This is a genomic window from Streptomyces sp. NPDC051020 (assembly GCF_040683105.1).
Taxonomy (GTDB): domain Bacteria; phylum Actinomycetota; class Actinomycetes; order Streptomycetales; family Streptomycetaceae; genus Streptomyces.
In genome coordinates, this window is the sequence record NZ_JBFBCG010000080.1 from 13299 (window position 1) to 31682 (window position 18384).

Here is an 18384-nt window from a genome sequence, read left to right on the forward strand (position 1 = left end):
GGCGCGCTCCTCACTGCTTCCTCAACGTCGTTCCTTCGTGGGCTCGGATGGATCCGGGGTATCCGCAGGCTCTGCGGACTCATGGGCCTCCATGGCAGTCGCCGCGGCAGTGACCGGGGGCCCGGAGGCGGGCGGTGTGGCAGGTCCGATCTCGCACCACACCGCCTTCCCCTCGCCGCGCGGCTCGACGCCCCAGCGAACGGCGACGGCGTCGAGGAGCAGCAGGCCGCGTCCCGATGTCGCCGTTTCGCCGGGAGTCCGGCGCCTCGGCCAGGCACTGGAGCGGTCCTGCACCGAAAGCCGCACCCGGCGGACAGGCTCCGGAAGGACCTCCAACGTGAGCACAGCCCCGCCTTCGGTGTGCAGAAGCACATTCACCAGCAGCTCACCGGTGACCAGTTCGGCATCGTCGGCGAGATCGGCCATGTTCCAGTCCTGCAGTGCCTGACGCACGATGGAGCGGGCGTCGGAGAGACCCTCGGGATCCGCCTGGTGGATGTACTGGTGCAGGCGCGGCGCCCGCCGCGAACCCGGGTCCGGACTGCGCCGGAGGATCAGCAATGCCACATCGTCCCCCGCGTCCCAGTGCTCCCAGAGCCGGTCGGACACATGGTCGGCCAGCGCCTGCGCACTCGCGGGCCCCGTGCTCACCTCGTGGATCAGTACACGGACACCTGATTCGATATCGGCGCCCGGTTTCTCCACCAGCCCATCGGTGTACAGGACAAGGGTCTCGCCGGGCACCAGGTCGAGACGCGTCTCCGGGTACTCCTCGTTCCCGAAGTCCGTGGAGAGCCCGAGAGGCAGACCGCCCTGTATCTGCGGAGTGCCGACGCGGCCGTCCATGTGCCGGATCAGCGGACCGAAGTGCCCGGCGCGGACCACGCGTACGGTGCCCGAGGGGAGGTCGACCTGGGCGTATGTGCAGGTGGCGAAGCGGTCCGTGTCCAGTTCGGCGAGAAAGCGCGAGGCCCGGGCCAGCACCGTCGCCGGAGGGTGTCCCTCGCCCGCGTACGCGCGCAGGGCGATGCGCAGCTGGCCCATGATGGCGGCCGCATGGGTGTCATGTCCTTCCACGTCGCCCACGACGATGCCGAAGCGGTGCTTGGGCAGGGCGATCACGTCGTACCAGTCGCCGCCGACCTGCCGCCCGCTGCGTGCCGCGTGGTACCGCACGGCTATCTCGCCGCCCTCGATCTCCTGGATCCGCCGGGGAAGCATCGCCGACTGCAGCCCGGTGGCGAACTCCCGCTCCTCGTCGAAGAGGGTCGCCCGCTGCAGTGACTGGGCCACGATCGCCGCGAGCCCCAGACACAGGTTGCGTTCGTCGGCGTTGAAGGCCGTCTGCTCACAGTAGAAGAGCGCGAGACCGCCCAGTGATCGCGCCTGCGCGACCAGCGGAAGATAGGCGGCGGCGCGGAACTTCAGCTGGTCCGTGTACGGCTCCAGGGCCGGATACCGCCGTAGAAGGCCGGCGATTGAGGTCATGAAATGGGGCCGACCGCTGAGGACCGTATCGGCCAGCGGGAACCGCGGATCGAGGTTCCCGGACCCGATCTCGATGATGCTCTCCGGCGCGACGCCGCTCACCGCGATGACATTCATGGAGGTGTTCTCCACCAGACCGAGGGCGAGACCGTCCGCGCCGAGCATGGCCAGACTGCTGGGACCGGCGAGCGTGGTGGTCACGTCGTTCACGCTCACCGCACGCGACATCGCACTTGTTGTGCGTTCAACGATGCTGGTCTGGCGTTGGCGGCGTTTCTCCAGGTCCAGCACAAAGGCCGAATGGGTGACCTCCGCCGTCGCATCCCGCACGACCCCGATGACCCGGTGCGCCCGCCCGTCGTCCGTCCGCAGAATCCGCGCCTGGACATGTGTCCACTGGTGGGTGCCGTTCTCACGCGGAACCTGGAAATGGACGCTGTACGAACTATGGCCACCCGTGATGGCCTCGTCGATCGCAAGTTCCAGCCGGGCCCGTTCCGCCGGGTCGAGCCGCGAAACGAGAATTCCCGGGTCGGGGGTGAACTCCTCCGGGTCCAGTCCGAAGACGAGCAGACCTGCCGCGTCGATGTCCAGTGACCGCGCATCCAGGTCCCACTCGAAGCTGCCCGTGCGATTCAGGGCAAGCCGCTCCTCCGTCCCGGTCTCGCCACTGTACGGCCGGTCGATCTGCAGGCGGGGCGTATGGTCGGAGTCTGGCTCCCGGTCGTGGTCGGTCATTCCTGCTCCGGAGATCGTCCGGCCGGATTGGCGGACAGTACGGCCTGTATGTGCGTCTTGTGCGCGTCTCAATTGTCGAACTCGTCCCCGAGTGCTGCCACAGCGGACCCGGGGCTCCCACGGGCCCGCCGAACGCGTCCCTGCGGCTCCGTGGTACCCCTGCTGCCTCGACCTGCGGACCGCCACCGCAGAATGAGCAACGGAAGATCGTCCGTGACCGGCGGGCGGTACAACCCAGGGGCTGACCGGAGCGCACTGATGAACAACGAAGACCCCGTCCTGCTGCACACCGAGGGCCGCACACGGCACATCACGCTCAACCGCCCACGCGCCCTGAATGCGCTGACCCACACCATGGTGCTCCACGTCGACGAAGCCCTCACCGGGGCAGAACACGACGACTCGGTGACCGCGGTGCTGATCAGCGGGGCGGGGGAGCGCGGCCTCTGCGCAGGCGGCGACATCCGCGCCGTATATGAGGACGCCCGCGCGGGCGGCTCCGCATCGCTGGACTTCTGGCGTGACGAGTACCGGCTCAACGCTCGTATCGCCCGCTTCCCCAAGCCGTACGTCGCGCTCATGGACGGCATCGTGATGGGTGGCGGGGTGGGCATCTCGGCCCACGGAAGCGTCCGTGTCGTCACGGAACGCTCCCGCGTCGCCATGCCGGAGACCGGTATCGGCTTCGTACCCGACGTGGGCGGGACCCATCTCCTCGCCTCCGCACCCGGTGAACTCGGCACCCACCTGGCGCTCACCGGGGTCGCCGTCGGAGCGGCCGACGCCTTGCTGTGCGGGCTCGCGGACCATTTCGTACCGTCGCTGCACCTTCCGGAACTGACCCGGGAGCTGGCCGGGGCCGCCACGCCCGCCGACGTGACGGAGGCGGTGCGGCGGTACGTCACCGAGGCGCCGGTCGCCGAACTGGCCGCGCATCGCGACTGGATCGACGCCTGCTATGCGGCGGACTCGGTCGAGGAGATCGTCCGCCGGCTCCAGAACTGCGGCGTACCCGCCGCGAAGGAGACCGCCGAGACGATTCTGGCCAAGTCGCCCACCGCACTCAAGGCGACCCTTGCCTCAGTGCGCAGCGCCCGGCTCCTCAACAGCTTGGAGGAGGTGCTCGAGCAGGAGTTCCGCGTCTCCTGCACCGCCTTCACCCGGCCCGATCTGGTGGAAGGTGTGCGCGCCCAGATCATCGACAAGGACCGCAACCCGCAGTGGAGCCCGGCCCGGCTGGACCAGGTCACGACGGCTGACGTGGCAGCGTTCTTCACCCCGTTGGGCGGCCGCGAACTCGGACTCGCCCGTGACGGCTCGGCCGCCGGCTGAGGCACGCGGCGACCCGGGCACGACTCATGCACCGGGAAATGCGGCCGAGCGGGAAGCGGCGCGGGGCGTTGCCCGCTCATTTGCTTCGGAGCTCGTGGGGCCCGCTCACCCTACGGAACGGAACTTCGCTCAGGCGGCCGCCCGGTCCCATGCCCGACGGTCGCCCCGCGGCCTGTAGTGACGCAACTCCTGGGTACGTGCCACCGGTCGCCGCATTGCCGCAAGGTCGCCCACCTGGCCATGGGCGCGCGCCTGCATCAGGATGCTGCCCAGCGCGGTTGCCTCGGCGGGACCGGCGGTGACGGGCAGCCCGGTTCATCACGCGTGAGGGAGCTCGGGCGGCCCTGCGCCCCGGCGAGCGGCTACCGCATCGAAGAGATCCCAGCCGTCGAGCTGCTCGGTCGAGGGGGTGTCCGGGTGCCACCCGCCGGACACCGCCTCGTCGAGCAGGGCCCTGACGGTTCCGGGCTTGTGCAGGTTCAACCAGCCGCCTTGCGTGGTGCCGACGGCTCCCGAGGGGAGAAAGCCGTCGGGGACGAGTCGGCCGGTGCCCTCCTGGAATACGATCAAGAGCCGCCCGCGTGCACGGTAGTGGCGGATCGTGAGGATCTCGCGGCAGTTGCGGTACGTGCCCTCCTCGACATCGTGGTCATGACCGACCGACCAGAGGAACGTCTCGTCGTTCACCACGAGACGCCGGGCGTTCCTGCTGCTTCGAACCATCGGCGGACCGCCGTCCTTGTCGTCGTGCCTGCGGTCAGAAGAACAGCCTGACCTTTGTCTCGATCAGCAGGGGCTCACCGGTCCTGCGCCACGCGGCGCAGCGCCTCCCGCACCGAGAGGGCCGCGGGTAGAGGAACGCCTGCTCGCGGGTGTCGGTCCGGTGCCACGAGAGGGTGCGCACCACGACCCGGGCACCGACGGGATCGCCACGGCGGGCCTCCGGGTCCGTGACCGCCTCGGCGGCCGGCTCCCGCATCACACCCCCGGCGAGGGACTCTTCGTACTCCGCCGCCGGTTCCGGCTCCGCTGTGCAGGCGAACGCGCAGGACGGGGCCCTTCCCCCGGGCAGTGGTTCGAGGTCCGGCTCCACCTTTCCGGACGTCGGCACGCAGGCGCCGATCGTCGGGCGTGGGTACACCTTTACGCCCCGAAGAGGGCGGGCGAGTGCTTGCGTCCGCGGAGCTGCAGTCATGGCAGCCACCGTAGGGGCGGTGGCACCGCTGTGTCACCGGCATGCCGGCCGCGGTGCCCCGGCTTGCCCGCGGGCACCGGGGGCGGCCGCCCGTTCCTGCCCCTGGGGAACGAATCGGCCGCCGCCGGCACCGCAGCCCGGTCCGCCACACTGCGAGGTATGCAATGTCTCGTGCTGCTCAGCGACCGCTGCCGGACATGCTCGGCTGCAGGGTCCGCACGAGGTCGAAGAACCGGGCCTCATTACCGCAGAGCCCTGCACGTTGCAGCGCACCGTCGGCCTCCGCCATCGGTGAGGCGAGCAGGGGCAGGTACAACGGCGCCTCGTCCGGGTGCGCGAGGGCGGCCCGAGTGGCCTCCAGCAGCCGGACGTACGCCTGGGCGGCGACGAGTTCGTCATTGCGCATCTCAGCATCTCCTGGTCAGAGGTGTCGGACCATCAAGCATTTCTCATGGGTCTGACATTGATACTCGTCACCGGGTTCCGGTGGCCGTGGCTCTCGGTCCGGCCAACGTCCTGCTGGGCTGTCCTGCGATGGGTTCGTCCGGCTGCCGGGACCCGTTCCCCATGGCTCCGGCCAGGTGGAACACGACCTGCTGGGAGCTTGGCCAGAAGCCCCCTCAACGTCCTGTCTGTCCCACCCGGCCGGACGTCACCTCCGGCTAGGAGTGCGCTGACGATCTTGGAATCGCGCCCGACTTGCACCAGATTGCCCCGATCGACATTTACTGGCGAAGCGGGGCAAGTCAGGCAGTCGAAGCAAGATCTTCAGCAAACTCCTAGGAAGGCGGCTCGCCGAGCACGGGGCGCGCTCGCAGGCGGCGTACGAGCACGCGTGGGAGATCCGCGACGAGTACGGCTGCCGGGACTTTGTCGCGGGCGAGGCGGAGTTATGGGAGTTCCTGGCGGCGCGGGTGTGGTCGTCGCTGGAGGGGCCGCGGGCCGCCCACTGGGAGAGCAGTGCTGTCACGCGTGGATCCGTTTCTCAGCGTCCTCTCAGTGGACGCCACCCAGGCTGGAGGAGTGACCGGGAACGACCGAGCACCTCGTGGACCGGAAGGATGGATTCCATGGCCCCGCGTACCGTCGCCCTCCCCGTCGATCCGGCCCGCGGCCGCACCGCCCCGAGGGCTGCGGACACCGCCGGCAGACTGCACTGTTTCTTCGAGGACGCCTGCGACCGCACGCCGTCGGCCGTCGGTCTCGAATGCGGAACACACCGTCTGACCTACGCCGGCCTCGACGCCCGAGCCAATCGAGTCGCCCACCGGCTGCGCAGTATCGGCATCGGTCCGGGCAGGCGCGCGGCTCTGCTGCTGCCCCGGTCCGTGGACATGTACGTGTACATGCTGGGCGTCTGCAAGACGGGTGCGGCATTCGTGCCGATCGACCCCGCGGCGCCGCCCGACCGGGTCGCCTTCATCTTGAGTGACGCGGGCGCCACCGTGGTGCTGACCACGTCCGCTCTCGCGGCCGACGCCACCTGGGCGCGGCCCTGCCGGGCGTGCCCGGTGATCGAGATCGACGCGTGCGTCGGAGATCTGCCACCAGTGGCGTCCTCGCGCCCGCCTGCCGAGGCCGGGGGCGAGGATGATCCTCTCGCTTACGTCATGTACACCTCGGGGTCCAGCGGCCGGCCCAAAGGCGTGGAGATCGCCCAGTCGAGCATCTGCAACTTCCTGCGCGTCGTGTCCCCGGTCTACGGCGTCCGGCCGCAGGACCGGGTGTACCAGGGCATGACCATCTCGTTCGACTTCTCCATCGAGGAGATCTGGCCCACCTGGGCGGCCGGCGCCACGCTCGTCGCCGGACCGGACGGCTCGGGACGGCTCGGCGACGAACTCGCCGACTTCCTCGAGGAGCACGACGTGACCATGCTGTACTGCGTACCGACGCTGCTGGCGACGATCCCGCGCGACCTCCCGCGGATCCGCAGCATCGTCGTGGGCGGTGAGGCCTGCCCTGCCTCACTCGTCCAACGGTGGAGCAGGCCGGGACGGCGCATCCTCAACACATACGGGCCGACCGAGGCCACCGTCACGGCGACCTGGCAGGAACTTCTGCCGGGGCGACCGGTGACCATCGGCCGCCCCCTGCCGACGTACTCGGCGGTCCTCCTCGACGAGCGGCGCCGGCCGGTGCCGCACGGCGCCGTCGGCGAGATCTGCCTGGGCGGTCCCGGCCTCGCCCGTGGCTACGCGGGCCGGCCGGACCTGACCGCCGACCGCTTCGTCGAGCACCCCCTGGCGCCCGGCGGCGGCCGCCTGTACCGCACCGGAGACCTCGGCAGGATGACCGACGAAGGGGAGATCGAGTACCTCGGCCGGGCCGACGCCGAGGTGAAGATCCGCGGCTACCGGGTGTCGCTGGACGAGATCGACAACGTACTGATGGAGGACCCCGGCGTGGCTCAGGCGGGCACCGCCCTCGTGGCCGGGCGCAATGGGCACGACGGTGACCGCGTTCTCGCCGCCTACGTCGTGCGCACCAAGAACGGCGCGCTTACCGACGACGCCCTCGCCGCCCGGCTGCACGAGCGCCTGCGTCGCTCGCTGCCCGCCTACATGGTGCCCTCGGCGCTGGACTTCCTCGACCGGCTGCCGGTCATGCCGAGCGGCAAGACCGACCGCACGCGGCTGCCCGCACCGACCGGCCGCCGCCTCGTCGGCACCGGCCACGTGGCGCCGGCCCGCGGCGAGCTGGAGACGAGGGTACGCAGCGCCTGGGCGCAGGCGCTCGGCATCGCACCCGAGGAGCTGTCGGCGGAGGCCGACTTCTTCACCGATCTCGGCGGTCACTCCCTGCTCGCCGCCCGAGCCGTGTCGCTGCTGCGCGGCCGGGACGGCGGGACCGGCCCCACACTGCGCGACCTGTACGAGAACCCGACCGTGCGCGCGTTCGCGGCACGCTTGCGTGCCTCCGCGGATGCCCCTCGCCCGTCGGAGCAGCCCCGCCCGGCGCCCCTGCGGCACGGCCGCGCGAGGATCGCGCGCGCCGGCCTGGCCCAGGCGGCGGCCTTCTACGGGCTGCTCTTCCTGTTGACAGGACCGGTGGCTGTCCCCTACGCACTGCACCACGGTCAGGTATCGGGCCTGGGGGCCGTGGCGCCGACGATCGCCGTGCTCGCCGGTTACGCCGCCGTACGCTGGCTCGTTCCCCTCGCTCTCGCGCGACCGCTGGCGGCAGGCATCCGGCCCGGTCGGTACCCGCTGTGGGGGGCGACGTACCTGCGTCTGTGGGTGCTGGACGTGCTGCTGCTACAGGGCATCAGCCCCGTGCGGATGCTCAGCGGGTCCCCGCTGATGGGCCCCTACCTGCGGCTCCTCGGCGCGCGCATCGGCCCCCGCACCACCATCGCCACCGGCTTCGTCGGCCTGCCCGCGCTGCTGCGCGTCGACCGCGACGCCACGGTCGGCTACAACGCCACGCTCCGTCCCTGGCAGGTCGTCGACGGCTGGGTCACGGTTGCCCCGATCACCATCGGCGAGCGGGCGTACGTCGGCGCCAATGCGGTCCTCGAACCCGGCGCGCATCTGGGCCCCCAGTCCGCACTTGGCGAGCAGTCCGTGGCAGGCCCGAACGAGGCGGTCCCCGCCGGAGGGCGCCGCGCCGGATCGCCCGCACGCCGGGTCGAGGCACTCTCCCCGCTCGTCGAGTCGATGCTGCGAAGCCGGGCCGAGATGGACCGCTGGCGGCCGCGGCAGCTGGCCGCCGCCCTGCTCGGCCTGGCCCTGCTGGAAGTGGCCGTGATCACCATGCCGCTGCCGAGCTTCGCTCTGCTCTGGTGGGCCTGGCTGTACGGCGGCACGCCCGCCGGTCTGGCCGCCACCGCGCTGTCCGGCCCGGTCTTCGTGGTCACGGTGTGCGTGATCGTCGCCGTCGGCAAGCGGGCTGTCCTGCCGAGGACACCCCTGGGGATCCACCCGGCGCGCTCGGCACTCGGCGTGCGCAAGTGGATCGCCGACAAGCTGCTGGAGCACAGCCTGCTCCTCACCAACTCGCTCTACGCCACGCTCTACACAGTTCCGTGGCTGCGGCTGCTCGGCGCCCGCGTCGGCCGGCGCGCAGAAGTCTCCACCGCGGCGCACATAGACCCGGACCTGCTCACGCTCGGAGATGGCAGCTTCGTCGCCGACATGGCCGGCATCGGTGTCGCGACCTTCGCGGCCGACCGCATGGCGTTCTGGCCCACCGAGGTAGGCGGACGCGCGTTCGTCGGCAACGCGGCGCTCGTTCCCGCCGGAACGCGGCTCGGCCCGGGCTCTCTGGTCGGAGTGGGCACGGTGCCGCCTCCGGACCAAGTGCCTGCCGACAGCACCTGGCTGGGCTCGCCCGCCCTGCGGCTGCCGGTACGCCAGGCCAGTGGGCCGTACCCTGAGGAGCTGACGTTCCGGCCCACCCGCAAGGCCGTGCTCGGCCGCCTGGCCATCGAGTTCTTCCGCGTCACCATGCCCGCCTCGGTGCTGGCCACTAGCGCCTTCCTGTACCTGCTGGCCGTGATCGGCACTGCCCGCAGTACAGGACCACCGGTGTCGCTGCTCGTGTCGCCGTTCCTCGCCATGGGCGCGGTGCTGGCCGTCATCGGGTACTGCGCGCTGGCCAAGTGGGTGGTCGCCGGAAGGTACCGGCCGCGCGTCGAGCCCCTGTGGAGCCTGTTCGTGCGCCGTACGGAATTCGTCACCGGACTCATCGAGGCGGCCGCAGTCCCGGAGGGCGTGAGCTTCCTGGTGGGGACGCCGTTCCTCCCGCCGGTGCTCCGCCTGTTCGGCGCCCGCATCGGCCGGCGCACCTGGATCGGAACCACGTTCCTCACCGAGTTCGACCTGGTGGAGGTGGGCGACGACGCCGCGATCGGCATGCAGGTCTCACTGCAGACCCACCTGTTCGAGGACCGCGTGATGAAAATGTCGACGGTGACCGTCGGCCCCGGCGCGAGCATCGGCCCCCGGACGATCGTGCTCTACGACGCGGTGGTGGGCGCCGATGTCCGGCTCGGGGCACTGTCCCTGGTCATGAAGGGCGAGCGGCTGACGCCGGGAACGAGCTGGCACGGGCTCCCCGCCGAAGGGCTCACCGCCGCGGCCACCGGGCGTTGTACGAGGTCCGAGCCGACGAAGCATGCGAGCTGAGGCAGCCATGGCGCACTCCGACACCACCGCGGGGCGCCGCCCCCTCGCCCTCGTCTACCGGGGGCCGGCCTCGCTGCCCGGCTGCCCCGAGGCGGTCGCCGGACTTCTTGCCTCCGGTCCGTGGGATCTGGACGTTCGCTTCACCGGCCCGGACGAGGCACTCCCACTGTCGGCCGAGTCCCTGTCACACGCCGTGCTGTACGCCCAGCCCGGGGGAGGCACGCTCTCCCGCGCCTACCGGAAACTGCGGCGGCAGCGCCGGGCGATCCGCGACTTCGTTCACGACGGCGGGCGCTATCTGGGATTCTGCCTCGGCGGCTACCTCGCCGGGGCCACCCCGGGCTTCGGTCTCATTCCCGGCGATACCGACCAGTACATCTCCTCCCCAGGGGCCACCATCCATGACGAGGGCAACACGCTGGTCCGGGTGTCGTGGCGGGGCCGCCCACGCACCGTGTTCTTCCAGGACGGCCCCCTCTTCGTCCTCGATGAGCACGCCGACGCCCGGGTCCTCGCCACCTACGACAACGGCACCCTCGCCGCCCTCGTGGCCCCCTTCGGTGGCGGCCGCGTGGCGGTCACCGGGCCGCACCCGGAAGCCACGGACGGCTGGTACACCGACCACGGCCTGCCGGTTCACCACACCCGGGATCTGGCCCTGGACCTGGTGGAGGCGGTGATGCAGGGGTGACCTCGCCGCCCGCCCTGTGGTCCGTGCGCCCGGACCCATGGATTGCGCCGACGTCGCTGCATGCCGAAGAACGGCGGCGGGCTCTCGCCTTCGCCCAGGCCATGATCCGCGACCGGTACGTTGCCGCACATCGCACTGCGCGTCCTCCTCGCCGCTCGGCTCGGCGTCGCGCCACGGCAGGTGGCGCTCACCCGGGAGCCATGCCCGGTGTGCGGCACACCGCACTTCTCCCTGGCCTACAGCGGCGACCGCTGCCTGCTCGCGCTTGCCGACACGGCCGTCGGCGACGATGTGGAGCGCATTCCCGCGCGCGGCGCCGTGACCGGACTCGTCCCTGACCTGCACCCGCGGGAGCAGGCCGAACTCGGCCCTGCCCGAGGACGAGCAGCCCCTGGCCTTCGCCCGGACCTGGCTGCGCCAGGAGGCCTACCTCAAGGCCTTGGCACGGGCCTGACCCGGGGGCTGTCCACCGACTACGCGTCGGCACCGGCGCCGCGCCGGCCGAGGGGCTGCCGGGCTGGACGATCGCAGACGTCACCATGGACGGAAGCCGGACCGCGGCGATCGCCATACGCGGCGGCTGACGGCACATGCGGCCGGTCCCTGCTTCGCGAGGCAGGGACCGGCCGCATGTGCCGTCAGCCGAACGGCTGATCGGCGACGCGCGACGTGCGCACCAGGCGCTGCCGCTCGTCGAGGTCCGTCTCCCGCCGTCCCTCTGGCCGCCCGCCGACTCGCCGGACGTCGCTTGCCCGCCGGTCGCGGTCGTCGTCGTGCCGCACGTGCTCCCGGGTGTCCCGGTCCCGGCGCTCGTCCCGGAGGCCCTTCATCGTTCCTCACCTTGCCCGGCCGTGCCTGTTTGACGATTCCAGCCTGTGACCGGGGCACTGAGAGGAGGCTGAGAGCCGAACCGATCCTCAGGGTCCTCTCAGCAAACAGCCGCTGGTCCGGAGCTACGGTGGATGGAGGGAGAGGCTGCCATGCGGATGCTGATCATCGAGGACGAGCAAGCACTCGCCGAGGCGATCGCCGACGGACTTGCCGCGGAGGGCTTCGTCGCCGACATCGCACACGACGGCGCGGACGGACTGTGGCGGGCCCTCCACGAGCCCTACGACGTCATCGGGCTGGACATCATGCTGCCCTCCATGTCGGGGTACGAGGTGCTGAAACGGCTGCGGGCGGCCAGGGTCTGGACGCCGGTGCTGATGCTCACGGCGAAGGACGGGGAATACGACGAGGCGGACGCCCTCGACCTCGGCGCCGACGACTACCTGAGAAAGCCGTTCTCCTACGTGGTGCTCGTCGCCCACCTGAGGGCCCTGCTGCGCCGCGGAGCACCCGCCCGGCCCGCCGTGCTCACCGCCGGCGACCTCACCCTGGACCCCGCGCGCCACCGCTGCCGCCGTGGGTACCGTGACATCGACCTGACGGCACGGGAGTTCACACTCCTGGAGTACCTGCTCAGGCACCCCGACGAGGTGATCAGCAAGACGGACATCCTCTCCCACGTGTGGGACGAGCACTTCGACGGCGACACCAACATCGTCGAGGTGTACGTCGGCTACCTCCGGCGCAAGATCGACGCCCCGTTCGACCGCCGGACCATCGAGACCGTCCGCGGTGCCGGCTACCGGCTGCTCAGTGGCGCGAGGTGACGTATGTCCGCCGTCGTTCGGTCCTGGTGGGCCCGCCGGTCGTTGCGGTTGCGGCTGACCGCCGCCGCAGCCGTGGTCATGACGGCCGGACTGGCCGGAGCCGCCGCGCTGCTCGTCGTCTGGCTGCACGCCAGCCTGATCAACGGTCTCGATCAGACCGCCCTGCAGAGCGCCCAGGTCGTGGCATCGTACGAGGACAGCGACCGGATTCCCGCGGAGGTGCCCCTCACCGACCACGGGGAAGTCGCCGTACAGGTCGTCGACGCCGGGGGAAAGGTGAGCTCCAGTTCGGCCAATCTGCGCGGCCGGCCGCGGGCGTTCAATTTCCCGGCGAGCGAGTCCAGCATTCCGCGAGCCCACACCGTCCACGACATTCCCGTGGGGGGCAGCGGGACGTGGCGTGCCGTCGGGGTCCCCGCGGGCACGGCCCGCAATCCCGTGACCGTGTACGTGGCCGTGCCCACCGAAAGCGTCGACCACGGTCTGACCCAGCTCGCCGCCGGTCTGGCCACCGGTGTGCCTGCGGTCGTCGCCCTGCTCACCGGTGTCGTGTGGCTGCTCACCGGGCGCGCACTGCGCCCCGTGGACGCCATGCGTGCCCAGACCGCCGAGATCACTGCGTCCGACCTGAGCCGCCGCGTCGACGTACCGCCCGCCGACGACGCGCTCGGCCGGCTGGCCAGGACCTTCAACGACCTGCTGGCCCGTCTGGACACAGCGACCCAACGGCGGCGAAGGTTCATCGCGGACGCCGCCCACGAACTGCGCACCCCCCTCAGCACCCTGCACACCCGCCTTGAAGTCGCCGCCCACCACCCCGGCTCCGCCGACTGGCAGACCCTCGCTCCCGGCCTGCTCCGGGAGACTGATCGGCTCGCCCGGCTCGTCGACGACCTGCTCCAACTCGCGCGACTCGACGCCCGGCCCCGGCTGCGCACCCGTCCCGTCGACCTGGACGAGATCGTCTTCACCGAGGTGCGTCAGGCCCGTCGCCGCACCCGGCTCGTCATCGACCAGCACGCCGTCGGCGCGGCACGTGTGGAGGGCGACGAGGACGCCCTCGCCCGTGTCGTGCGGAATCTGCTGGACAACGCCCTGCGCCACGCCACCACCCGTATCGACGTCAGCCTCCGCATCCTCGACGGCACCGCCCGGCTGGTCGTCGCCGACGACGGCCCCGGCATCCCCGAGGCCGACCGGGAGCGCGTCTTCGGACGCTTCACCCGCCTGGACGACGCCCGTGCCCGGTACACCGGTGGCAGCGGCCTCGGCCTCGCCATCGTCCGTGACACCGTCACGGCCCACCACGGCAGCACCCGCATCGAGGACAACCGACCCGGCGCCCGGCTGGTCGTCCTGCTGCCGGCGGAGGACCGGTGATCGCCGTCGGGGCGGTGATCCAGCAGCCCGGACTCAGGCTGACACGCCGACTGCGGCCAGCCAGGCCGGGGGCAGTGGTAGGGGACGCGGCATCTGACGCCCAGAGAGGAGCAGCGTCCAGCGGGAAACACCTGCCCCCACGGGTACATCAGGCCCGAGGTCGCCAGGACGTGGCCGCTGACGGCTCGCCCCACAAACGTTCGTGGCGGCGCCCGAGGAGGGTCAGGTACGAGCCTCACCGAGCGTCCGTGCGCGCGGGTCAGGCTGCGGCGTGTGCCGCTCGCCGGTGCGTTCCAGGCCCAGTCGCAGCGCCATGGTGATCAGCGCGGCGACCGCGAACCCGCTTCCTGCCCAGGCGAGTTGACGGGCGCCGCACTCGGCCATGACCCAGCCCCCGACCGCGGTTCCGACGGTGATGCCGAGGTTCGAGAACGAGATGAAGAGGCTGTTGCCGAACTCGGGCGCGTCGACGGCGTCCCTCCCCAGCCAGCTCTGGCTCACCACGAGCCCGCCAGAGTGCACGGCCCCCCAGACCAGTACGGCCAGGACCATCGGCGCGAACATGGGGCCGACGGCGTACAGGAGCACGTAGACGAGCAGGCACAGGACCGGGTAGGCAACCACCGTACCAATCAGGTTGCGTCGCAACAGCCCACCGAAGGCGATGTTCCCGAGGATCATCACAATCCCGAATGCCATCAGCATCGTGCTGACCCAGGTGCCATCCATGTGCGTGACCTGGCCCAGGTACTCGGCGAAGTAGCCGTAGACCGAGAACATCGCGGCGAAGAGGAGGACGACTGACGCAATGGTCAGCCACATCCGGGGCCGCTTGAGAACACCCAACTGGGCTCCGTAGGAAACCCGTTGCCCGACGGGCATCGGCGGTACGAACCGCAGGATGCCGAAGAAGGCGATGAGATTGACGAGCGCGCCGAACCAGAACGCCGTCGCCAGGGACACATGCTCGGCGAGGTACGAGGTCAGCGGCACACCGAAGGCGAAGCCGACGGTGACACCGCCGAAAACGGTCGTCGTGGCCCGGGTCGCGTCCTCGGAGGGCACCAGCCGTGCGGCGGTCGCGAGCGCGACCGCGAAGAACACCGGATGGAAGAGGGCGGGAACGACGCGGAAGGCCAGCATCACCTCGTACTGCGTGGTGAGCGCGTAGACGGCGTTGGAGACGGCGAACACCGCGATGGCGGCGGCGAGCACCTTCTTACGGTCGATGCCGGAGGCGAGCAGAGTTGTGAAGGGCCCGGACACGGCGATGACCAGGGCAAAGGCTCCGACGAGCCACCCCGCGGCGGACGGCGTGACACCGAGCTCGGCCGAGACCTGGGGGAGCACGCCGACCATGCCCATCTCGGTGGTAATGATCCCGAACACGCCCAGGGCGAGCACCAGGACGGTGAGGGAGGTCTTTCTCATCACGGCCTTTCATCAAATCTAGAAAAGTAGATGTATTGAGCTGTGCGGGAGCGTATGCGTGGGAATCGGGCGGGCTACAGTTCGTCGCGGACGTGTGTGGCGAACTCGGCGATCACTGGTTCGTTGCGTCGGTAGTAGGTCCACTTGCCGATGCGTTCCGAGGTGAGCAGCCCCGCGTCCTTCAGAGTCTGCAAATAGCCGGACACCACCGACTGGGCCAGTCCGGCACGCTTCTGGATGTCACCGACGCACACGCCGATGTGGAAGCCGAGCCCCTGCTGCCGGTAGGAGTCCTCGTCGAAGTACTTCGCCGGATTCTTGAGCCACTGCATGAACTGCAGGCGCGCGGGGTTGGCGAGCGCCTTGTGCACAGTCAGGGGATCCATCGGTCTGCCTCTCCGTCCTACTCAAGGGACCTATCTAGCTTTCGCGATATGTAGAGGCAAGTCAAATCGCGCGAGACATTTCAGCGCTCGACCTCCAGGAACCGTCGGCGTCGCGGCCCGCGGTACAACAGCGCTGTCCAGCCCAGTTGCCCCAGCGATGCCGCGCACCGGGTCAGTTCCGCCTCCTCCTCGTGCGCAGCCCCGCTGCCGGGCGGACCGAGCCACTCCACCCGTACGGTGCCGGGCGTCCCGCCCTCCTGTACGCGGTACCCGGAAGCGACCCGCTGCCCGGAAGCATCAACGGCTGATGCGGGCACACCGGCCGCCTCCAGCGCCAGCGCAACCGCCCGCACCATCCGATGGAGCTCCCACTGAGCCGGTACGCCCTCCGGGTCCGCCTGCCCGGTGTTGGTCATCCGCCGGATCTGCAGCAGCCCCTCCCACGCCGTCCGCACCGACGCGGCACGCTTCTCCGCCGACCCCGGGGCCAAAGGGCCGTCCCCAGTGGCCGGTTCGAAACCCGTGTCGTCCTCGCTGCCCATCCGCTCCCCTTTACCCGTCCCGCGGTCCTGTCAGTGTGCTGCGCCCCACTGACAAGGGCCCCGGACCACCCGTCCGACCGGCGACGACCCCCAGGAGCGACACCGAAACGCCCGGCCCGGCGCCGAGAACCTTTCCCGGATACAGGATCCCGTGCGGAGCCGGCGCCGCCTTCACCGCATGGTGCATGCCGATCACCGCGGGCTCCAGCTCCTTGTCCATGCCGCGCATCTTCAGCAGTCCCACACCGTGCTCGCCGGTGACAGTGCCGCCCAGGGCGATCGCGTCGCCGAGGATGTCCACCAACGCGGACTGGGCGCGCACCCGCGCCGCTTCATTCCCGGGCGGCGTGATGATCAGTGGATGCAGGTTGCCGTTGCCGACGTGCGCGATATTGGCCACCAGAATGTCCTGCCCGACCCCTGTCCGCTCGATCCGGGCCACCGTCTCCGGAACCGCGGCACTCACGTCGTCGGTGAGCACCGGACCGGGCCGCTCCAGCGTCGGATACGCCTGCCGCCGCGCTGGGAACAGCGCATCCGCCTCCTGCTGGTCCGCGGAGACCGCGGCCCACGTGGCACTCGCCCGCTCGAATGTTTCAGGTGATTCCGGTCATGCGGCAGCTGCACGAACAGCTCTGGTACCTCACCGAAGCGCTGACGCTGCAGCCGTGACCGCAGCGGATGCTGACGTACGAGACGCTCCCCAAGCACGGTGGTGCCACGGTTCTCGGGCTCCAACGTCCCCTCGCTGGCGGGTCGCTGAGCTGCGCGTACACCGTAGAGGGAGGAGTGGCGATCACGACGCTGTCCGACAGAGACATGGTGCGGGGCATCGCAGGTCGCCTGTCCACGGACGGCGAAGCGAAGGGATGCGGACGGGCGTCGCGAACGGATCACGTCCGTGGTTCGTTGCAGAGTGTGGCGTACCCGGAAGAACATTCGACGACCGGACCGAGGAGCCCCGTACATGCCCAGCCGTACCGACACCGGCCACAGCGACCCCAGCCGCACCCACCTGATCGAGCGGCTCATGGAACGGTTTCCGCACGTGCCGCGGGAAGCCGTCATCAAAGAGGACCTGCTCCGCGGCGGCGTGGCGTTCGATGAGTCCGCGCTCAGTGACAACGAGGACGGCGACGTCAAGCCGAAGTCGTACTTCATCTTCTCCTTCGACCACGGCACCTTGCCGGAGCTGGGGGAGGCCGCCCTGCGACGCCCGCCGGAGGAGATCGTGCTCACCGGAGGCCCGTACGAGCTGCGCCGCACGGTTGTTTCGGTACGGGTGAACCCGGCGTCGCCCTACCGCGTCGCGGCCGACGAGGACGGCGTCCTCGGGCTGTACCTGGAAGGCAGGCGGATCTCGGACGTGGGCCTGCCGCCGATGCCGGACTACTACCGGCACACGCTTGCCAACGGCAAGTCGGTGATGGAGGTCGCGCCCACCATCCAGTGGGGCTACCTCGTCTATCTGACGGTCTTCCGAGTCTGCCAGTACTTCGGTGCCAAGGAGGAGTGCCAGTACTGCGACATCAACCACAACTGGCGTCAGCACAAGGCGGCGGGACGTCCCTACACCGGGGTCAAGCCGGTCGAGGAGGTGCTGGAAGCACTCGCCATCATCGACCGTTACGACACCGCGAAGACCTCCACCGCCTACACTCTGACCGGCGGCGCCATCACCTCCCACATCGGGGGGCGCGACGAAGCCGACTTCTACGGGCAGTACGCCAAGGCGATCGAGGGCGCCTTCCCCGGCCGCTGGATCGGCAAGGTCGTCGCGCAGGCACTGCCGAAAGCCGATGTCCAGCGCTTCCACGACTACGGCGTCCAGATCTACCACCCCAACTACGAAGTGTGGGACCGGCGGCTGTTCGAGCTGTACTGCCCCGGCAAGGAGCGCTACGTGGGCCGCGACGAGTGGCACCGCCGGATCCTGGACTCCGCTGAGGTCTTCGGCGCCCGCAACGTCATTCCCAACTTTGTGGCGGGCGTGGAGATGGCCGAGCCATTCGGCTTCACGACCGTTGACGAGGCCATCGAATCGACCACCGAGGGCCTGCGGTTCTTCATGTCGCACGGCATCACCCCGCGCTTCACGACATGGTGCCCGGAGCCCACCACGCCGCTGGGAAAGACCAACCCGGACGGCGCGCCACTGGAGTACCACATCCGGCTGCTGGACGCGTACCGCTCGACGATGGAGGAGTACGGGCTCAGCTCGCCGCCCGGTTACGGCCCGCCCGGACCCGGTCGCGCCGTGTTCTCCGTCAGCTCGTTCATGGACAGCCTCCCGCCCGTACCGGACGCCGCACGGTAGTCAGAGGTCGTTAAGTCCCTTTCCGGTAGAGGCCCCGTCCGGGCTGGGTGAGGAAGCCTTGGCGGGTGAGGCGTCCGAGGCGGCTGCGGGTGACGTT

At 70.3% G+C, this 18384-nt stretch carries 15 protein-coding genes and 1 pseudogene; 6 read left to right on the top strand and 10 right to left on the bottom strand.

What is annotated here, in order from left to right:
- Nucleotides 1-21 precede the first annotated feature (21 nt).
- Nucleotides 22-2226 (bottom strand): SpoIIE family protein phosphatase, encoded by a 2205-nt coding sequence (locus AB0N06_RS31065; protein ID WP_366138032.1) that lies wholly within the window; start codon nt 2224-2226, stop codon nt 22-24.
- 258 nt (nt 2227-2484) lie between these two features.
- Between AB0N06_RS31065 and AB0N06_RS31070 the strand changes: the two genes are divergently transcribed.
- The gene (locus tag AB0N06_RS31070) at nt 2485-3558 is read left to right on the top strand and encodes an enoyl-CoA hydratase/isomerase family protein (protein ID WP_366138033.1); all 1074 of its coding nucleotides are present in this window, start codon (nt 2485-2487) and stop codon (nt 3556-3558) included.
- Between the two features lie 129 nt (nt 3559-3687).
- Here the strand turns inward: AB0N06_RS31070 and AB0N06_RS31075 are convergent.
- From AB0N06_RS31075 to AB0N06_RS31090, 4 genes and pseudogenes are all read right to left on the bottom strand, one after another.
- Nucleotides 3688-3873, bottom strand: a pseudogene (locus tag AB0N06_RS31075) (rhamnulokinase); the annotation flags it as partial.
- A gap of 3 nt (nt 3874-3876) precedes the next feature.
- A complete protein-coding gene (locus AB0N06_RS31080) occupies nt 3877-4281 on the bottom strand; it encodes a hypothetical protein (RefSeq protein WP_366138034.1) in 405 nt (134 codons plus the stop codon).
- A gap of 34 nt (nt 4282-4315) precedes the next feature.
- Nucleotides 4316-4753 carry a hypothetical protein gene (locus tag AB0N06_RS31085; RefSeq protein ID WP_366138035.1) on the bottom strand — a complete coding sequence of 146 codons (438 nt, stop codon included), beginning with the start codon at nt 4751-4753 and terminating at the stop codon, nt 4316-4318.
- A gap of 178 nt (nt 4754-4931) precedes the next feature.
- Nucleotides 4932-5159, bottom strand: a complete 228-nt coding sequence (locus tag AB0N06_RS31090; RefSeq protein WP_366138036.1) for a hypothetical protein — start codon at nt 5157-5159, stop codon at nt 4932-4934.
- Between the two features lie 664 nt (nt 5160-5823).
- Between AB0N06_RS31090 and AB0N06_RS31095 the strand changes: the two genes are divergently transcribed.
- Together AB0N06_RS31095 and AB0N06_RS31100 are read left to right on the top strand one after the other, a co-directional pair.
- A complete protein-coding gene (locus AB0N06_RS31095) occupies nt 5824-9882 on the top strand; it encodes a Pls/PosA family non-ribosomal peptide synthetase (RefSeq protein WP_366138037.1) in 4059 nt (1352 codons plus the stop codon).
- Nucleotides 9883-9889: 7 nt separating this feature from the next.
- Nucleotides 9890-10573: a BPL-N domain-containing protein gene (locus AB0N06_RS31100; protein ID WP_366138038.1), complete on the top strand. Its 684-nt coding sequence runs from the start codon at nt 9890-9892 to the stop codon at nt 10571-10573.
- 638 nt (nt 10574-11211) lie between these two features.
- Here the strand turns inward: AB0N06_RS31100 and AB0N06_RS31105 are convergent.
- Entirely contained in the window at nt 11212-11403 is a 192-nt protein-coding gene (locus AB0N06_RS31105; RefSeq protein ID WP_366138039.1) for a hypothetical protein, read from the bottom strand.
- A 150-nt stretch (nt 11404-11553) separates the two neighbouring features.
- Here AB0N06_RS31105 and AB0N06_RS31110 point away from each other — a divergent pair, with 150 nt between their 5' ends.
- Complete coding sequence (locus AB0N06_RS31110) at nt 11554-12231, top strand: response regulator transcription factor (protein ID WP_366138040.1); 678 nt, start codon at nt 11554-11556, stop codon at nt 12229-12231.
- 3 nt (nt 12232-12234) lie between these two features.
- Nucleotides 12235-13611, top strand: coding sequence for an ATP-binding protein (locus AB0N06_RS31115; RefSeq protein WP_366138041.1), 1377 nt, complete (start codon nt 12235-12237; stop codon nt 13609-13611).
- Between the two features lie 222 nt (nt 13612-13833).
- On the opposite strand, the gene AB0N06_RS31120 is transcribed toward AB0N06_RS31115, so the two are convergent.
- The 4 genes from AB0N06_RS31120 to AB0N06_RS31135 form a co-directional block, all read right to left on the bottom strand.
- Nucleotides 13834-15042, bottom strand: coding sequence for an MFS transporter (locus tag AB0N06_RS31120; RefSeq protein WP_366138042.1), 1209 nt, complete (start codon nt 15040-15042; stop codon nt 13834-13836).
- A 74-nt stretch (nt 15043-15116) separates the two neighbouring features.
- On the bottom strand, nt 15117-15428 hold the full coding sequence (locus AB0N06_RS31125) for a helix-turn-helix transcriptional regulator (protein WP_366138043.1): 312 nt from the start codon (nt 15426-15428) through the stop codon (nt 15117-15119).
- An 80-nt stretch (nt 15429-15508) separates the two neighbouring features.
- A complete protein-coding gene (locus tag AB0N06_RS31130) occupies nt 15509-15970 on the bottom strand; it encodes a hypothetical protein (protein WP_366138044.1) in 462 nt (153 codons plus the stop codon).
- A gap of 10 nt (nt 15971-15980) precedes the next feature.
- Nucleotides 15981-16502 carry an FAD-linked oxidase C-terminal domain-containing protein gene (locus AB0N06_RS31135; RefSeq protein ID WP_366138047.1) on the bottom strand — a complete coding sequence of 174 codons (522 nt, stop codon included), beginning with the start codon at nt 16500-16502 and terminating at the stop codon, nt 15981-15983.
- A 435-nt stretch (nt 16503-16937) separates the two neighbouring features.
- Between AB0N06_RS31135 and AB0N06_RS31140 the strand changes: the two genes are divergently transcribed.
- Entirely contained in the window at nt 16938-18287 is a 1350-nt protein-coding gene (locus AB0N06_RS31140; RefSeq protein ID WP_366138045.1) for a radical SAM protein, read from the top strand.
- Nucleotides 18288-18384: the final 97 nt, after the last annotated feature.